The organism is Streptomyces sp. IBSBF 2435 (genome assembly GCF_036815005.1).
In the GTDB taxonomy this organism is placed as follows: Bacteria; Actinomycetota; Actinomycetes; order Streptomycetales; family Streptomycetaceae; genus Actinacidiphila.
The window spans coordinates 1-14,990 of sequence record NZ_JAJSYW010000179.1; the positions used below are offsets into that span (position 1 = coordinate 1).

Annotated in this window: 10 protein-coding genes; 4 read left to right on the forward strand and 6 right to left on the reverse strand. The window is 74.2% G+C overall.

All coding sequences use genetic code 11. From position 1 onward, the window contains the following. Positions 1 to 183: 183 nt before the first annotated feature. The 4 genes from V7E46_RS27040 to V7E46_RS27055 form a co-directional block, all read right to left on the reverse strand. Positions 184 to 1,305, reverse strand: a complete 1,122-nt coding sequence (locus V7E46_RS27040) for a 3-deoxy-7-phosphoheptulonate synthase (RefSeq protein ID WP_333770851.1) — start codon at positions 1,303 to 1,305, stop codon at positions 184 to 186. A 441-nt stretch (positions 1,306 to 1,746) separates the two neighbouring features. Continuing rightward, on the reverse strand, positions 1,747 to 3,669 hold the full coding sequence (locus tag V7E46_RS27045; protein WP_333770852.1) for a S9 family peptidase: 1,923 nt from the start codon (positions 3,667 to 3,669) through the stop codon (positions 1,747 to 1,749). Positions 3,670 to 3,789: 120 nt separating this feature from the next. Further along, positions 3,790 to 5,574: an N-acetylglutaminylglutamine amidotransferase gene (locus tag V7E46_RS27050; protein WP_333770853.1), complete on the reverse strand. Its 1,785-nt coding sequence runs from the start codon at positions 5,572 to 5,574 to the stop codon at positions 3,790 to 3,792. A 22-nt stretch (positions 5,575 to 5,596) separates the two neighbouring features. After that, positions 5,597 to 8,152 carry a glutamate--cysteine ligase gene (locus tag V7E46_RS27055; protein WP_333770854.1) on the reverse strand — a complete coding sequence of 852 codons (2,556 nt, stop codon included), beginning with the start codon at positions 8,150 to 8,152 and terminating at the stop codon, positions 5,597 to 5,599. Positions 8,153 to 8,948: 796 nt separating this feature from the next. Here V7E46_RS27055 and V7E46_RS27060 point away from each other — a divergent pair. The 4 genes from V7E46_RS27060 (at position 8,949) to V7E46_RS27075 (ending at position 13,214) form a co-directional block, all read left to right on the forward strand. Then, the gene (locus tag V7E46_RS27060) at positions 8,949 to 9,845 is read left to right on the forward strand and encodes a GNAT family N-acetyltransferase (RefSeq protein ID WP_333770855.1); all 897 of its coding nucleotides are present in this window, start codon (positions 8,949 to 8,951) and stop codon (positions 9,843 to 9,845) included. A gap of 348 nt (positions 9,846 to 10,193) precedes the next feature. After that, complete coding sequence (locus V7E46_RS27065) at positions 10,194 to 11,552, forward strand: bifunctional o-acetylhomoserine/o-acetylserine sulfhydrylase (RefSeq protein WP_333770856.1); 1,359 nt, start codon at positions 10,194 to 10,196, stop codon at positions 11,550 to 11,552. Next, positions 11,549 to 12,709 carry a homoserine O-acetyltransferase MetX gene (gene metX / locus V7E46_RS27070; protein ID WP_333770860.1) on the forward strand — a complete coding sequence of 387 codons (1,161 nt, stop codon included), beginning with the start codon at positions 11,549 to 11,551 and terminating at the stop codon, positions 12,707 to 12,709. Before V7E46_RS27065 ends, metX begins: the two co-directional genes overlap by 4 nt. Positions 12,710 to 12,818: 109 nt before the next feature. Then, positions 12,819 to 13,214, forward strand: a complete 396-nt coding sequence (locus V7E46_RS27075; protein WP_333770857.1) for an MmcQ/YjbR family DNA-binding protein — start codon at positions 12,819 to 12,821, stop codon at positions 13,212 to 13,214. Between the two features lie 285 nt (positions 13,215 to 13,499). Here V7E46_RS27075 and V7E46_RS27080 read toward each other — a convergent pair whose 3' ends face one another. Further along, the gene (locus V7E46_RS27080; RefSeq protein WP_333770858.1) at positions 13,500 to 14,399 is read right to left on the reverse strand and encodes a SigB/SigF/SigG family RNA polymerase sigma factor; all 900 of its coding nucleotides are present in this window, start codon (positions 14,397 to 14,399) and stop codon (positions 13,500 to 13,502) included. A 98-nt stretch (positions 14,400 to 14,497) separates the two neighbouring features. Then, positions 14,498 to 14,932: a DUF2267 domain-containing protein gene (locus V7E46_RS27085; protein ID WP_333770859.1), complete on the reverse strand. Its 435-nt coding sequence runs from the start codon at positions 14,930 to 14,932 to the stop codon at positions 14,498 to 14,500. Between the last annotated feature and the right edge of the window lie 58 nt (positions 14,933 to 14,990).

A 14,990-nucleotide genomic window follows, 5' to 3' on the forward strand; every position in this document is an offset into this window, starting at 1 on the left:
GGGGTGGGCTGGCGGATACGGATGCGGTACGGGCGCGGGACGCGCCGGTACGGGCGCGGGGTGGCCCGGTACGGGCGCGGGGTGCGGGCGGCGACGGGCGGTCCGGTGCGCGGCGGCCGGGGCGCACGGTCTTCCCGCGGCAGCCGGCGCGCACGGTCACCGCGCAGCCGTCGGTGCGGGCGGTCATCGCGCGGCGGCCCGCGCGGACCGGCGCCGGCGGGTCGCCGCCGCGAGGTCCCGGAGCACGTCCACGGTGTCGGCCCACCCCATGCAGGCGTCGGTGATGCTCTGCCCGAACACGGGCTCGCCCGCGCCGAGGTCCTGGCGCCCGGGGATGAGGAAGCCCTCCAGCATCACGCCGCGGATGTCGGTGTCGCCGCCGGCGACCTGCGCCGCGATCTCCCGGGCGACCACGGCCTGCTGGACGTGGTCCTTGCCGCTGTTGCCGTGGCTGGCGTCGATGACCAGGCCGGTGGGCAGCGCGGCCGCCGACAGCAGGCGCGCGGCTTCGCGGACGTTCTCCGCGCGGTAGTTGGGCGTGCCCGACGCGCCGCGGAGTACGACGTGGCAGTCGGGGTTCCCGCTGGTGCGCAGCGTGACCGCCCTGCCGTCCGGGCCGAGGCCGAGGTAGGCGTGCGGAGAGGCCGCGGAACGGATGGCGTCGACGGCGACGCCCACCGAGCCGGTGCTGCCGTTCTTCATGCCCACGGTCATGGGCAGACCACTCGCCAACTGCCGGTGCACCTGGCTCTCCACGGTCCGCGCGCCGATGGCCCCCCAGGAGATGAGGTCGGCCAGATAGGCCGGGGCCACCGGGCTCAGCCACTCCGTCGCGACGGGCAGCCCCATTTCCGCGACCGCCAGCATCAGCGTCCGGCAGGCGCGAAGCCCCCGGTCGAGATCGTGGCTGCCGTCCAGCGCCGGGTCGCACAGCAGCCCGGTCCAGCCGAGCGTGGTGCGCGGCTTCTCGACGTACACCCGCATGACGACGGCGAGGTCCTCGGCCAGTTCACCGGCCGGCTCCCCCAGCGACTTGGCGTACGCCAGACCGGCGTCCACGTCGTGGATCGAGCACGGCCCGACCACGACGAGCAGCCGGTCGTCGGCGCCGCTGAGCACCCGCCGGGTCGTCAGCCGCCCGGCGCCCACCGAACGGGCGGCGGCCTCGGTGAGCGGAAGCTCGCGGACGAGTTCGTCGGGGGTACTCGTCAATTGCGCGCGATACCGGCCGCCGATGTCGGCCGGCACTGATTCCCCGACCGCGGGGGCGACGATTTCCTTGGTAAGTGTGTCAAGACTCTGCATCGTTCCTCAATTCGTTCTACTCAGCGCAGCAGCCGTGCGTCGGCAACGAATCATCCGGATGGCTCGCGGATCTCCGGTGTTCCGCCCACAAAGGACGGCCGGGATATCCGGTGGCGGCAACGGTGCCGCGGTACGAGCGCCCAGCAGGCACGTCATTCACGGTGCCGCCTGTCCGACCCGGCCCGCTACCTGAGCCGCGTGCAGCAAGCTGTGGTGCACCTAGCTGCACAACGGCGTGTGCCGGAGTGACGGTGCGGAATTCTGCATTCCGCGGCAGGAAACGCGCACATGACGGCACGACTCGACGGTGGAGCGGGGCTACGTCGAAGCCCTGGTGGTGTGGGGGGTGCGCGGGGTCGCACCGATGCCGTGGCCCGGCAGCAGGCCCGGAGTCCGACCGCCGCCCGGCCCGCGCGCCGGGTCGGCCGGGCGGTCAGGAGGTCAGGTGGTCCAGTGGGTGAGCCAGTCGCCCGCGGCGGTGTAGAGGCGGTCGCGGTTGGCGCTGCGGGCCAGGTCGTGGCCCTCGTCGGGGAAGAGCAGCAGTTCTGCGGTGGCGCCGAGCCGGCGGGCCGCATGGACGAACCGCTCGGACTCGCCGGGTGGCACATTCGTGTCGAGCGCTCCGTGCACGGCGAGCAGCGGGGAGCGCAGGGCCTCGATGTGGGTCATCGGTGAGAGCAGGGCCAGCAGGGCGTGGTCGTGCACCGGGTGGCCGTACTTCACGGCCGCCGACTCGGCATTCCACGGCTCGGTGTCCGAGAAGAAGGAGGCGAAGTCCGAGATGCCGCTGACCGCGACGCCGGCCCGGAAGAGGTCGGGGTGGCGCACCAGGACCGACATCACCAGATAGCCGCCGTAGGAACGGCCCATCACGGCCAGCCGGTCCGGGTCGGCGAGCCCGGCGGCCACCAGGTGGTTCGCGCAGTCGGCCACGTCGTCGATCGCCGCGAAGCGGCCCGCGCCGAGGTCGGCGGCCAGGAAGGCGCGCCCGTGGCCCGAGGAGCCGCGTACGTCGGGGGCGAAGACATGCAGGCCGCGGGCGAGGAGCGCTTGGTACAACGGGTCGAGTACCGGCCGCTCCTGGCTCTCCGGGCCGCCGTGCAGATGCACCACGCACGGGCCGGCGGCCGGGACGCCCGGCGCCCGGTGGAACCAGCCGGACAGCGGCAGGCCGTCCCGCGCGGTCAGCTCCAGCGCGAGCGGCGGTTCAGGCGCCGGACAGCCGGGCGCCGCGGGCGGGCCGTGCCAGGTCCAGGCGGTACGCACCGGATCGGCGTCCGAGGCGGCGGCCCATACGCCGGGCGGCCGGACCGACGCCGACAGCGACAGCAGCAGTCCGCCGGCCGCGTCGGGCTCGGCGCGGGTGACGACCTCGTGCGGCAGCCGGACCTCACGTGCCGCGCCCAGGGTGCCGTCCGCTCCCAGCGCGACGGTCTGGAGGAGGCTGCGCCCGCCGCGGTTCCACACCAGCGCGGCCCGCTCCCCCGCCCGGTCGGCACTGAACAGCTCCAGTTCGGCGTCGGTGCGGGCGGCGGCCTCGACGGTCCGGCCGGGGGCGCCGTCAGCGGTCAGCTCGACGGCGAGCAGCGCGGCGTACTCGCGGTCCTCGTCGCTGCGCAGCCACAGGGTCCTGGCGTCGGCGGAGAAGCGGCCCACGCGCGGGTCGCCGTCAGCGGCGGGCAGCAGGCAGGTCTCCCGGCCCGTGGCGGTGTCCAGCACGACCGCCTCCCGGTGGCCGCGCGGCCCGCGCCGCAGCAGGATCCAGCGGCCGTCGCGGGAGATGTCGCACACCCGCAGCGTCGCGGAACCGGTCTCGGCGGCCACCCGGCGGGGGGCGCTCCGGCCCTCCGGGTCGACCAGCGAGGCGATCAGCAGGCCCTGTTCAGCCGTCGCGGCCCGGGCCGTGGCGGTGTGCGCGTCCGCGGGCCCTGGAGCGGGCGCGTCGCCGTCGGCGGCGACGGCCTCGGTGACCGCGAGAGCGCCGTCGCGCGACCAGCAGCCGAAGGAGGCGGCGGCGAGCGATCCTGCGCCGGCCAGGACGCGGTGGCCGGAACCGTCCGGGCGTACGCAGCGCACCACGTGGTGCTCGCCGCCGCCGGGCGCCGAGGTGTACGCGATCCACCGGCCGTCGGGCGACCAGCTCACGTCGGCCACCGGGTCGGCGCGGTCGTCGAGCAGCCGGGGCTCCGCGTCGTCCTGCGCGGCCAGCCACAGCTGCGGTGTGCCGCCCCGGTCGCACACGAAGGCGGCGAATCCACCGGTCGGATCGGGGGACGCCGGCCCGCAGCGGTGCGGCGGGGTGGCGGTCCCGCCGTGCGGGGAGGTGTCCGCCGGCGCGGAGCCGGTGTGCGTGGTCGTGCTCATTCCACTCCGTTGGTCGTTGCGCTGCGTTGACGGGTACGCCGCGTCGGCCGGCGCACGACGCGACGCTACCGCCGGTCGCCGGCCGGGCGCTGCGGCCCCCGGACGCTTACGGCCCGCCGGTCACGCGACTCCCTGGGCCTGCAGCCAGATCTCCAGCAGCGCCGCCTGCCACAGCGCGTTCGCGCCCAGCGTCGTACGGTGCCGTTCCGGCGCGCTCAGCAGCTCGCGGAGGTAGTCGTCCCGGAAGATCCCGCGGGCGCGCGCCTCGGGGGCTTCGAGCGCGTCGCGTACGCGTCGCAGCACGGGTCCTGCCATGTGGCGGATGGCCGGGACGGGGAAGTAGCCCTTGGGCCGGTCGGTGATCTCGGCGGGCAGCAGCGTACGGCCCGCTGCCTTGAGGACGCCCTTGCCGCCCTCGGCGAGTTTCAGCTCGGGCGGGCACGCCGCGGCCAGTTCGACGAGTTCGTGGTCGAGGAAGGGCACCCGGGCCTCCAGGCCCCAGTCCATGGTCATGTTGTCCACCCGCTTGACCGGGTCGTCCACCAGCATGATCTGGCTGTCCAGCCGCAGCACCGCGTCCAGCGCGGTGTCGGCGCCGGGGCGGCCGAGGTGGTCGCGCACGAAGTCGCCGGAGGCGTCGCCCGGCAGCAGCACCGCGGGGTCCACCATCCGGGTCAGCTCGCCGTGCGGGCGGTCGACGAACACCCGGCCGTACGCGGCGGCGGCCTCGGCCCGCGCGATCCCGGCCATCGGCGGGTACCAGTCGTAGCCGGCGAAGATCTCGTCGGCGCCCTGGCCGCTCTGCACGACCTTCACATGGCGGGAGACCTCCCGGCCGAGCAGGTGGAAGGCGACCACGTCATGGCTGACCATGGGCTCGCTCATCGCGACGATGGCGTCGTCCAGCGCTTCCGGCAGCTCCCGCGACGCGATCGAGATGCGGTGGTGATCGGTGGAGTAGCGCTTGGCGACGAGGTCGGACCAGGTGAACTCGTCCCCGGACTCGCCGCCCTCGCTGTCGAAGCCGATGCTGAAGGTCGACAGGCCGGTCGCGCCGGCCTCGGCCAGCAGCGCCACCACCAGGCTGGAGTCGAGGCCGCCGGACAGCAGCACCCCGACCGGCACGTCAGCGACGGTACGGCGGCGTACCGCGGTGCGCAGCGCGTCCAGCACGGCGTCCCGCCAGTCCCGGGCGTCCATGCCCGCGTGCTCGGGCAGCCGGGCGTACGGCGGGTTCCAGTACAGGTGGTCGGTCTCGGTGCCGTCGGACTCGATCACCCGGACGGTGGCGGGCGGCAGCTTGCGCACCCCCGCCAGGATGGTGCGCGGGGCGGGCACGACGGAGTGGAAGCTGAGGTAGTGGTGCAGCGCCACCGGGTCGAGCGCGGTGTCGACGTCACCCGCGGCGAGCAGCGCGGGCAGGGACGAGGCGAAGCGCAGCCGGCCAGGACGGGCGGCGAGGTAGAGCGGTTTGATGCCGAGCCGGTCGCGGCCGAGGACCACACGTCCCGAGAGGTGTTCGGCGACGGCGAAGGCGAACATCCCGGCGAAGTGGTCGACGCACCGCCTTCCCCACTGGCGGTAGGCGCGCAGGAGCACCTCGGTGTCGGAGGTGGAGTGGAAGCGGTGTCCCAACCCCTCCAGTTCTGCGCGCAGTTCACGGTGGTTGTACAGGCAGCCGTTGAACACGACGGTCAGTCCGCCGTCCGGATCGGTCATCGGCTGGTCGCCGCGTTCCGACAGGTCGATGATCTTCAGCCGGCGGTGGCCGAGCGCGACGGCGCCGTGCGACCACAGGCCCCGCCCGTCGGGGCCGCGCGCCGCCAGGCGGTCCGTCATCCGCTCGACGGCCGCGAGGTCGGGGAATGTCCCGTCGAACCTGATCTCGCCGCTCAGCCCGCACATACGTACCTCCGGTCCGGGCGGCTCATGACGTGCCGCGCAGTATCCACGTGTCCTTGGCGCCGCCGCCCCGTGAGGAGTTGACGACCAGCGAGCCGCCCGCCGCGACTCGGGTCATCGCCGACGGGAGCACCGTGGTGGTCAGCCCCACGGCGCCGAGACCGTCTCCTTCCCGCTCCGCGCAGACGAACACCCGCAGATCCACGACCCTCGGTTCCAGGCGTTCCCCGTCGAAGGTGGGGTGGCTGGTGAGCTGCACCACGTCCTGCGCCACCCACGCCTGCGGGGAGACCAGCAACTCCGCGCGCAGCCGTGCGAGTTCCTCGGGCGAGGCGTGCGGTCCGATGACGACCCCGGCGCCGCCCTGGCCGCCCACCGGTTTGACGACCAGCTCGGGGAGCCGGTCCAGGACCTCGTCCAGGACGCCGGGGTCGCCCGGCAGCAGTGTCGGCACCTGGCGCAGCAGCGGTTCCTCGGCCAGGTAGTAGCGGATCAGCCGCGGCACCATGGCGTACAGCGCCTTGTCGTCCGCGATGCCGTTGCCCACGGCGTTGGCGAAGGTGACCCGCCCTGCCCCGGCCACCGCGAGGAGGGCCGGCCACAGGGGTGCGCCGTCCGCTCCGTCGGCCTTGGCCAGGTCGTCCTCGTCGATCCGCCGGTAGACGACGTCGAACGGCCGGTCGTCGAAGGGGGCCCCGTCGGGTTCCGTACGGCTGCCGCGCACCGCGTGCACCCGGCCCTCGCGGATCACGAGGTCGCCGGTGGTGTGCAGCGCGCAGCCCATCTCCTCGGCGAGGGTGCGGTGTTCGTACCAGGCCGAGTTCTCGGGGCCGTCGCTGAGCAGCATCAGCCGCGGGTCGGGGCCGGGCGCCGCCGCGCGCAGGGCGCGGGCGAGTGTGGCGGGGACGTCGTCGACGCCCAGGACGTGCGGGCCGGGGACGACGGGCCCGAGGCGCCGCGCCGCGTTCGCGTAGGCGATGCCGGACGGCACACGGAGGTTGTCCTCCAGCACCAGCCAGCCGCGGACGGCGTCCCGCACCAGGTCGATGCCCGCGATGTTGACGCGGACGGTGCCGGGGCGCACGGGAGCGCCGGCCGCCCGCCGTTCCGGCAGGAAGCGTGGCGCGATCACCTCGTCGCGCAGGACGGCCTGCTCGCCGTAGGCGTCGTGCAGGAAGGCCTCCAAAGCGCGGACCCGCTGGCCGAGGCCGGCTCGCAGGGTGGTCCAGTCGTCGGCCTCGATCAGCCGGGGGACACTGTCGTAGGGGAAGACGCGGTGCGTGTCGTCGTGGTCGGCGCGGAAGCGCACGCCGAGGGCTTCCTGGCGTTCCCGCCGGTCGCGGGCGGCGCGTTGCAGGCCGGGGACGCCCGCGCGGTCCAGCTCGGCCAGCACCGGGCGGTACAGCGGCCGTACCTCGCCGGTGACGTCGACCATCTCGTCGTGGTCGGCGCGGTAGCCGAGCAGCAGGCCGCCGTGGTGCGGCGGGTGGTCGAGTTCGCGCGAGCCGGCGGTGCGGGCCACGAGCATGCCGACCGCCGCCGGCAGACCGTCGGTGTCGGCCACCCGCCGGATGTGGTGGGCGGCGCTGCCCAGGCCCAGTGCCTCTTCGGTCAGTTCGACCACGTCCGACCAGTCGCCGAGGCGTTCGAGCACCGGGCGCAGCCGGGTCACCAGCGCCCGCACCACGCGCGGCGCCGGGCGGGGCAGACCGTCGGCGGGATGGACGAGGTCGCCTTCGAGCCCCGACCTGGCGGCCCGCCAGGTCGCCGCCCGCAGCCACGTCGTGCGCTCGCCGTCACCGCGGCGGCCCGCCGCGACGGCCTCGCACGCCTCCACCACCAGGGCACGGTAGAGGCCCGCGATCATCACGGCGGTCTCCGCCCGGGGGACGGCGTCGCAGATGCGGAGTTCGAGGGTCTGCAGATGCGTCGAGGGCCGGACGTCGTAGTAGACCATCCCCGCGTCGCTGATCACGCCCGACCTGACCAGGTCCGCGATGGCCCCGTCGTAGTGCTCGGCGGAGCGGAAGTGCCCGGCGGGGCCGGTGGTGGGCCAGCGCTGCCACAGCAGGGTGCGCCAGCTGGCGTATCCGGTGTCCGAGCCGAGCCAGAACGGAGAGCTGGCCGACAGCGCCAGCAGCGTGGGCAGCCACGGGGACAGCAGGCCCATCGCCATGATGCCGGTGTCCCGGTCGGGTACGTCCACGTGCACCTGGAGTCCGCAGATGAGCTGTTCCTCCGCGACGACCCGGTAGTTCTCGGTCATCCGCCGGTAGCGCGGGTCCGCGGTCGCCTCGATGGTGCCCAGCCGGGCGAGCGGCGCGGTTCCGGCGGCCACGATGCCGAGGCCGAGCGGCTCGGCGGCGGCGCGCAGCGCACGGCGGGAGGACCTGACGTCCTCCAGCAGGTCCGCGAGCGAGCGGTGCGGCTTGCTGTTGGCCTCGACGATGGACTGCTGCAACTCGGTGGTGAACCCCCGCTCCGGCAGCCGGTCGAGGACCTCGCGGGCTCTGGGGACCAGCGCTCCCGACTCCAGGTCCACCACGTGGAACTCTTCCTCGACTCCGACCAGTTCGGCCATGCCGTCTCCTCTTTCACGTCACGTCCGCGCACGGGATCCACAGACGCGGGAACACCTGGGATCACCGCCGGACCGCACTGCCGTGTGCGTCTTCTGCCCGCGTATCGGGCCTGCAAGAGAGGTCGTGGACCGCACTCGGTCCCCGGAGATGACCACCCGGGGCTGTCGCCGCGCCGTTGCGGTGGGGGTCGAGTGCGCGGACGCCGCCGAAGGCTGCGGCGGAGCGCCTGTCCTGCCCATGCGCACGCGGGACGGTCCGACGCCACGCGTCGAGCCGAGTGTCCGCCCTGCGGGCAGGCGCTGTCCCAGCAGTGTCGTGCCCCGCACGCCCCGTGGCAAGCCACCCCCGGCACCGGCCGGCGCCCGGCGGCTCCGGACGCGGACCGCGTCATCGCTCGCACCGGCCCCCGGTGGCCCGATCCTGGCGCAACCTGTCTCCCGGGCCAGTACCCGGTGGGCCGCCGCACGTTCAGGGCGGTTCCGCGCGTCGGAACGACGTCCCGGAGGCGGTCGAGGCCGTGGGTCTCGGCGTGACGCTGCTCCGGCCGGGCGACGAGGTGTACCGTCCTGCCGCTGGAGCAGGCGGCCGGGGCGCACCGGCGCGGCGAGGCCGGGCGTACCACCGGCACGATCGTCCTCACCGTCGCTCGCTGACCCGTGCGCAGGCTGGGCGCGGCCCGCTCGGGTGAGACCGCCGGGCCGGCGCGGCGCGGGCGAGGCGGGGCGGCGCGGGCGGGCCGGGGCGTGTGCGGGAATTCGCCTTCCCCGCGGCCGGGTCCTTCGGGGATCATCAAGCATGCGCCCGGACGACTGGCACCTCACAGAAGACGTCGACGACTTCCTCGCCAGAGCCGGGGACTTCCTGCGCTCGCGGCCAGCGCTGCACACCATGCCGCTGACGGTGACCGAGAAGCTGCGCACCTTCGGGGCGGCCGAGCACGGCGGCCGGGGCACCGTCTTCGGCCGGCTGGAGCGGGCCGGCGAGGTCAGCGCCACCTTCTACCGCTTCCCGGCCCGCGGCCTGAGCGTCACCTCCCTGACCCCCGAGCAGGCGGACACGCTCGCCGCCCATCTGGTCGAGCGCGGGCACTCCCTCCCCTCCGTCAGCGCCGACCACCGCACCGCCGCCGCCTTCGCCGAGGCCTGGCAGCGGCGTACCGGCGCGACGCCGGCGCTCCGCGTCCGGCTCCACCTGTACCGGCTCGGTACGCTCACCCCGCCGGATCCGGCCCCGGCGGGCCGGGGCCGGCCCGTGGCGGAGCGGGACCACGAGCACCTCATGCGCTGGTGCCGTGAGTTCGCCGCGGACGTCGGGGAGGTGGTCACCATCGACGCCGCTTCCTGGCCCGGCACACGCTTCGCCGAGAAGCGCTACACCTTCTGGGACACCCCCGACGGCACACCGGTCTCCATGGCGGGCGTGAACCCGATGGTCGCCGGCCAGGTCAGGATCGACCCCGTCTACACCCCGGTCCGGCTGCGCGGCCACGGGTACGCGAGCGCCGTGACGGCCGAGGTGAGCAGAGCCGCGCTGGCCGCGGGCGCGACGGACGTGGTGCTCTTCACCGACTCGGCCAACCCCACCAGCAACGCCCTGTACCGGCGCGTCGGGTTCCTCCCGATCACCGACTGGGCCGCGTACGACTTCGCGTACGCGGAACCGGAAACGGGTGCGGAACTCCCGGGTGCCTGACACCCGGGGCGGCGGTGTGGTTCCATGGCGTCATGACCCCGCTCGTGATGCGCCGCCACGTGGACTACGCGCGTGTCACGACCACGGGGTGTCGCGCCCCGCGCTGACGCCGCGTCTCCGGCGTCCTGCCGCCGCTCCCGGCCGCTGATCATCCGCGGTTCCGCGCAATCGGCACCTCGCGTCGTCCTGCCGCCCCCCGTGCTCCTCCGGCCCGGTGGCGGCTGTCCGCCCCCGCGCGTTCCGACGCGGCCGAACGCGCCGTCACCGGGCACCGCCGCCCCGCCAGGGACTTTCCCCCGACGTGCCGGTACCCGTCTCCCTTCACCCGCACCCGCGCTCAGGAGAACCATGACGCACCCCATCGACTCCGTCACCGCCGGGCACACCCCCGACGAGACCCCCGCGGACGACACGTCTGCTTGGTCGTTCGAGACCCGGCAGGTACATGCTGGGGCCGAGCCCGATCCGACCACCGGAGCGCGGGCGGTGCCGATCTACCAGACGACGTCGTTCGTCTTCCGCGACACCCGGCACGCCGCCGACCTCTTCTCGCTGGCCGAGCCGGGCAACATCTACACCCGCATCCACAATCCGACGCAGGACGTACTCGAACAGCGGATCGCCGCGCTGGAGGGCGGGGTCGCCGCCGTCGCGGTGGCCTCGGGCCAGGCGGCGGAGACGCTGGCGATCCTGACGCTGGCGAGCGCGGGCGACCACATCGTCTCCAGCGCGTCGCTGTACGGCGGCACGTACAACCTCTTCCGCCACACGCTGCCGAAGTTCGGCATCCAGGTGTCCTTCGTCGAGGACCCGGACGACCAGGACGCCTGGCGGGCCGCGATCAGGCCGGAGACCAAGGCGCTGTTCGCCGAGACGCTGGGCAATCCGCGCGGGAACGTGCTGGCCGTACGGGCGGTGGCGGACGTCGCGCACGCGGCGGGGGTGCCGCTGATCGTGGACAACACCGTGCCCACGCCGTTCCTGCTGCGGCCGATCGAGCACGGCGCCGACGTGGTGGTGCACTCGGCGACGAAGTTCCTCGGCGGGCACGGGACGACGATCGGGGGTGTCGTGGTGGACGGCGGCACCTTCGACTTCGGCGCGCACACCGAGCGCTTCCCGGATTTCACCGAGCCCGACCCGAGCTACCACGGCCTGCGGTACTGGCCGGCCCTGGGCCCCGGCGCGTTCGCGATCAAGCTGCGGGTGCAGCTGCTGCGCGACCTCGGCCCCGCGCTGTCGCCGCACTCCGCGTTCCTGCTGCTCCAGGGCGTCGAGACGCTGTCGCTGCGGCTGGAGCGGCACTCGGCGAACGCGCAGGCGCTCGCGGAATGGCTGGAGGCGCGCGACGAGGTGGCGGCCGTCCACTACGCGGGCCTGCCGTCCAGCCGCTGGTACGAGGCCGGGCAGCGCTACCTGCCGCGGGGCGCGGGCGCGGTGCTGGCCTTCGAACTGCGGGACGGGGCCGAGGCGGGACGCCGTTTCGTCGACGGCGTGCAGCTGTTCAGCCACCTGGCGAACATCGGTGACGTGCGCAGCCTGATCATCCATCCGGCGTCCACGACGCACAGCCAGCTGGACGAGGAGCAGCTCGCGGCGACCGGTACGTCGCCGGGCCTGGTACGGCTGTCCGTCGGCATCGAGAACGTCGCCGACCTCATCGCTGACCTGGAGGCGGGTTTCCGCGCGGCGAAGGGCGCGTCCTGAACAAGACCGGCACCAGGCCGCCCGGCGGCGTCCCCCTGCTGCCCGCCTCAGGGGCGTGGCAGCCGGGGGACCCGCCGGGGCGGCGCCGTCTGCACGACCTGGCCGGACCCCTCCCGCTCGAAGCCGGCGGCGAACTGCCCGGGGTACGCGTGGCGTACGAGACCTGGGGCCGGCCGGCGCCGGACGGCTCCAACGCGGTGCTGGTGGCGCACGCGCTGACCGGCGACAGCCACGTCGCGGGGCCGAAGGAGCCGGGCCATCCCACGGCGGGCTGGTGGGACGGCCTGGTCGGGCCGGGGCGCGCGCTGGACACCGACCGGTTCTTCGTGGTGGCGCCGAACGTGCTCGGGGGCTGCCAGGGGTCCACGGGGCCGTCCTCGTACGCGCCCGGCGGCCGCAGGTGGGGCGGCGCCTTCCCGTTCCTGACGCAGCGCGACCAGGTGGCGGCCGAGGCGTCGCTGGCCGACGCGCTCGGGATCGGCCGCTGGGCGGCCGTGGTGGGCGGGTCCATGGGCGGGATGCGCGCCCTGGAGTGGGCGGTGAGCCGTCCCGAGCGGGTCGGAGCGCTGCTGTTGCTGGCCTCCCCGGCCGCGGCGAGCGCGGAGCAGATCGGCTGGGCGGCGGTGCAGTTGCACGCCATCCGGTCCGACCCGAACTGGCGCGGCGGGGACTACCACGACGCCGGACCCGGCGGCGGCCCCGCGGCCGGGCTCGGCCTGGCACGCCGCCTGGCCCATGTGACCTACCGCAGCGAGGCGGAGCTGTCGGCGCGCTTCGGGCGGGCCGCGCAGGGCGCGGAGCATCCGTGGCGGGGCGGCCGGTACGCGGTCGAGTCGTACCTCGACCACCACGCCGAGACCCTGGTGCGGAGGTTCGACGCGGCCAGCTACGTCGTCCTGACCGAGGCGATGAACGCCCACGACGTGGGCCGGGGCCGGGGCGGGACCGCGGCGGCACTTCGCCGGGTCACCGCGCCGGCCCTGGTCGCGGGGGTGGACTCCGACCGGCTGTACCCGCTGCACCAGCAGGCCGAGCTGGCGGCCGGCATCCCCAGCGCGGACCGGCTCCGGGTGGTGGAGTCGCCGTACGGTCATGACGGGTTCCTGATCGAGGTGGAGCAGGTGGCGGCGCTGGTGCGGGAGCTGCTGCCGGGCTGACCTCGTCCGGCAGGCGGAGCATCACGGTCGGTGCCGGGCGCAGCAGCCGGACTCAGGCGGCCCCGGCCGGATCGTCATCGGCGCCGCCTGGCACGGCACACTGACCCGCATGAAACCCGACGCGCTCAAAGCCACTTGTCTGGACCTGACCGGGGCGGTCGAGACCTTCCCCTTCACCGCGGAGACCTCGGTCTTCAAGGTCGGCGGGAAGATCTTCGCGCTCAGCGCCCTGGACAGCGACCCGTTGAGTGTGAGCCTCAAGTGCGATCCCGAGATCGCGCTGCAACTGCGCACCGCCCACCGGGGAATCACCCCCGGCTGGCATCTCAACAAACGCCACTGGAATACGGTGCTCCTCGATGACTCGATCCCCGACGACCTGGTCCGCGAGATGATCGAGGACTCCTACGACCTGATCGTCGCCAAGCTCCCGCGCGCCGAGCAGCTCCTGCTGAGCTGGCCCGGCGTGCGCAGGGCGGACGAGCGCGGGGCCGACGAGCGCTGAGTCACGCCGGCAGCCGCCACCCCGGGCGTGCCCCTTCAGAGGGCTGAGTGTCACCGGTACGAAACCGGGCCACCGGCCGCCCGGCAACCGCCAGGTCGAGGCGGCGCTGCGTGCCGCCGCTCCGGCCGATGACCCGGACCACCCGGCGTCCACTGACCCCGCCCGGGCCGGAGCACCTGAACCGCGGTGACGCGACCGCCCCGGGCCGGTGGCCGGCGTCCGTACCGGTGCGACGCGGTGCCGGCGCCCGCGGCGGCGAAACCGTTCCGGAAAGGAGCCGCGGGATTACACGTCGGTGAGCATGCCCGCGCGGAGCTTGGTGATGATGCGGGACAGCAGGCGCGAGACGTGCATCTGGGAGCAGCCGAGTTCGGCGCCGATCTCTGCCTGGGTCATCTCCTGGCCGAAGCGCATCTGCAGCAGCAGCCGCTCGCGGTCGTTGAGTTGGCCGAGGAGGGGCGCCAGCGCGTGGAAGTCCTCGACCAGTTCCATCGCGGGGTCCAAGCCGCCGATGGTGTCGGCGTAGGCGCGCCCGGCCTCCGTCGCGTCGGCGCCGTCGTCGCCTGCGGGTACGTCGATGGAGCCCGCGGTGTAGCCGTTGGAGGCCACCAGGCCCTCGATGACGTCTTCCTCGGTGATCTCCAGGTAGGCGGCGAGTTCGGCGACGGTGGGCGGGGCGTCCAGGACAGCGGTGAGGTGGTCGCGGGCCTTGGCCAGCTCCACCCGCAGCTCCTGGAGGCGCCGCGGCACATGCACCGCCCAGGAGGTGTCGCGGAAGAACCGCTTCATCTCCCCGACGATGTACGGCACCGCGAAGGTCGTGAACTCCACCTCGCGCGACAGGTCGAACCGGTCGATCGCCTTGATCAGCCCGATCGTGCCGACCTGGAGGATGTCCTCCATCTCCTCAGGACCGCGGCCCCGGAAGCGGCGCGCGGCGAACCGCACCAGGGAGGTGTTCATCTCGATCAGCGTGTTCCGGGCGTAGCTGTATTCGCGGGTGCCCTCTTCCAGTGTCCGCAGCCGGTCGAAGAACAGCCGGGACAGCTCCCGGGCGTCCTTCGGGGCGACCTTGCCGGCGTCCTCGACCCACGGCAGGCCGGCGATCTCCGGGCCGGGCCCCGCTGAGCGGTCGGCCGGAGCCGAGAGGACGGACGCTTCCCTCACTGCTTCATCGGTGGCCATGTCATCACCTCTCGGTATCCCTGGTGCGGCTGGCACTCTGATGCCCGGTCTGGCGCCGGCTATGCACTCTCATTCCGCGGAGTATTCGGGCGGGCTGTTCAGGCAGCCTGGACGAGTTCGGCGCGCCCGAACAACAGGGCGTAACCGGACGGGAGTTCGTCCAGAATTCGGCCCAGCAGGTCGGGGTCCGCCAGGCAGGCGACGGTGCTCAGTACGGCGCCGGTGTTCCAGCGGGCGACCGCCGGGGTCACACCGGTGCGGGCGGCCAGGTCCTGGACGAAGCCCCACCCGGTGAGGGGTTGCGCGGCGGGCGCCTCGGAGTGGAGCGCGCGGGCGGCCTCGACGGGCAGCTGCGCGGCGAGTTCGGCGCGCGTGTCGCCCGCCAGCTGGGACCCGAGGGCCGCGAGTACGGTACGGGTGACCTGCTCGGCTCGTTCGCGGGTCGGGTACGCGCCGTCGTAGCGGATGCGTTCGAGCAGCTGGTCGTAGCTGAGCGCCGGTGCGTTCCGGCGCCGTCCGGGCTGCGTGCGCATGGGTGGGGATCAGGCCTTCCGTCTCGGGCGGCGGCCGGCCCGCGGAACGGGCCGGCCG

Bases quoted from the DNA above. Each gene is read 5' to 3' on its own strand.
- V7E46_RS27040 (WP_333770851.1), bottom strand. From the start codon at position 1,305: ATGCAGAGTCTTGACACACTTACCAAGGAAATCGTCGCCCCCGCGGTC.
- V7E46_RS27045 (WP_333770852.1), bottom strand. From the start codon at position 3,669: ATGAGCACGACCACGCACACCGGCTCCGCGCCGGCGGACACCTCCCCG.
- V7E46_RS27050 (WP_333770853.1), bottom strand. From the start codon at position 5,574: ATGTGCGGGCTGAGCGGCGAGATCAGGTTCGACGGGACATTCCCCGAC.
- V7E46_RS27055 (WP_333770854.1), bottom strand. From the start codon at position 8,152: ATGGCCGAACTGGTCGGAGTCGAGGAAGAGTTCCACGTGGTGGACCTG.
- V7E46_RS27060 (WP_333770855.1), top strand. From the start codon at position 8,949: ATGCGCCCGGACGACTGGCACCTCACAGAAGACGTCGACGACTTCCTC.
- V7E46_RS27065 (WP_333770856.1), top strand. From the start codon at position 10,194: ATGACGCACCCCATCGACTCCGTCACCGCCGGGCACACCCCCGACGAG.
- V7E46_RS27075 (WP_333770857.1), top strand. From the start codon at position 12,819: ATGAAACCCGACGCGCTCAAAGCCACTTGTCTGGACCTGACCGGGGCG.
- V7E46_RS27080 (WP_333770858.1), bottom strand. From the start codon at position 14,399: ATGGCCACCGATGAAGCAGTGAGGGAAGCGTCCGTCCTCTCGGCTCCG.
- V7E46_RS27085 (WP_333770859.1), bottom strand. From the start codon at position 14,932: ATGCGCACGCAGCCCGGACGGCGCCGGAACGCACCGGCGCTCAGCTAC.